3 protein-coding genes are annotated in these 1,714 nt (G+C 73.0%); all 3 read right to left on the bottom strand.

Annotated features, from left to right (window positions below):
- A partial coding sequence (locus AC08OX_RS16000) for an ACP S-malonyltransferase (protein ID WP_476608554.1) occupies nucleotides 1-553 on the bottom strand: 553 nt, incomplete at its 3' end.
- Nucleotides 553-945 carry an acyltransferase domain-containing protein gene (locus AC08OX_RS15995; RefSeq protein ID WP_476608553.1) on the bottom strand — a complete coding sequence of 131 codons (393 nt, stop codon included), beginning with the start codon at nucleotides 943-945 and terminating at the stop codon, nucleotides 553-555. The genes AC08OX_RS16000 and AC08OX_RS15995, both read right to left, overlap by 1 nt.
- Nucleotides 942-1,714, bottom strand: a 773-nt coding sequence (locus AC08OX_RS15990) for an enoyl-CoA hydratase/isomerase family protein (RefSeq protein WP_476608552.1), incomplete at its 5' end; no start/stop codon positions are given. The genes AC08OX_RS15990 and AC08OX_RS15995, both read right to left, overlap by 4 nt.

Below are 1,714 nucleotides of genomic sequence, written 5' to 3'. Positions count from 1 at the left end.
CCCGCCGCCGCGGGGCCTGAGTTGACGGCACGCCAGTCCCCAGCGGCGTCGCCGGCTTCGCGAGCGCCGCACTCCAGAATTTTCCGAGGACCGTCCCCGGCCCCACCTCGACCCCGGTCCGCACGCCGCGCTCGATGAGCAGCGACATGCTTTCCCACCAGCGCACCGGCTTGCGGATCTGCTCCGCGAGCAGCCGGGCCACCGTGCCCGGCTCGTAGAGCCGCGCGGTGACGTTCGCAACCACCGGGATACGCGGATCCGCGAACGTGACGGACTCCAGCACCGCACGGAACTCTTCCGCCGCCGCAGACATGTGTCGCGAGTGGAAGGCCGCGCTGACCTGCAGCGGCACGCAGCGGCCGAGCCCGGCGCCAGTGAGCGCGGCGGTGGCGGCGGTGAGGGCTTCCTTAGTTCCCGAGAGCACAAGTTGTTCGGCGGAATTCCAGTTCGCCACGTCCACGTCGGCGAGCCCCACGCGCTCGAGCAATCCCGTCACGTCCGCGACCGCGGCGCCGACCACGGCGAGCATCCCGCCCCCGTCGGCCAGGCCCATCAGCCGCCCCCGTCGGCCAGGCCCATCAGCCGCCCACGCTCCCGGACCAGCCGCAGGCCCGTCTCGAAGTCGAAGCACTCGGCGGCGAGCAGTGCGTTGTACTCGCCGAGGCTGTGACCTGCCAGGTAGTCCGGACCGGGCAGGCCTTCGCGCCGCCGGTCGAGGTCGGACAGCGCGTTGACCACGTAGAGCAGCGGCTGCACGTACTGCGTCTGACGGAGGTTCGGCTCGCCGGAGCCGGTCGCCTCGAGGCAGACGCGGCGGACCGAGTAGCCGAGGACCGCCTCCGCCCGCGCGACGTGGGCCGGGTAGCGGTCGAACAGCTCGCGGCCCATGCCGCGCGCCTGCGAGCCCTGCCCAGGGAACAGGTGGACCGTTCCCCCGCCGCTCACCGCGCCACCCCGGTCACGGGCAGGCCGCCGCTGAGCCGCTCGGCGACCGGGGTGGACCTCATCAGGGAATCGAACTCCGACACCGCGATCCGCTCCGTCTCCGCGTCGATCGGCCACAGCGTGCGCAGATATTCCTTGCCGGCCCGCACAGTCTCCGGGGCAACCTTGGAAAGCCGGTAGCTCAGGGCCCGCAGGCCCGGCCTGAAATCCTCGGCCACCCGGTCGACCAGGCCGTGCCGCTCGGCCTCGACGGCCTCGACGGCCTCGACGGCCTCGACGGCCTCGACGGCCTCGACGGCCTCGACCGGCATGGTGCTGAGGGTCATGGCCCGGGCGAACTGGAGCCCGCAGCGCTGCACGAGGAACGGCAGGACGCAGCAGGGCAGCAGGCCCCACAACATCTCCGGCAGCACGAACGTGCTGCGGGACGTTGCCCAGACCAGGTCGCTCGCCGCGACCAGGCCGGTGCCACCGCCCGTGACCTGCCCGTCCACAGTCGCGACGATCACCTTGGGCAGGTTCCGCATCCGGCGCAGCAGCGCGAAGAACGCCTCGGCGTCCGAGCCAGCGGGCTGGTCCCGCGCCGCGGCGTCCAGGTCCATGCCAGCGCAGAAGCCCGGGCCGGGGGCCGCGGCAAGCACGACCAGCCGGCAGTCGGGGTCGCGCCCCGCCACGTCGAGGGCCTCGGCGAGTTCGCGCAGCAGATCCGGGTCGATGCTGTTGCCCCGCCCCGGCCGGTTAAGAGCGTGTCTTGCGTGGCCGCTCCGGG

The sequence above is a fragment of the Frankia sp. CoBUL1 genome (assembly GCF_978021245.1).
Note: the sequence above shows the minus strand (reverse complement) of the source record. Positions and strands in the feature narration are given on the sequence as shown.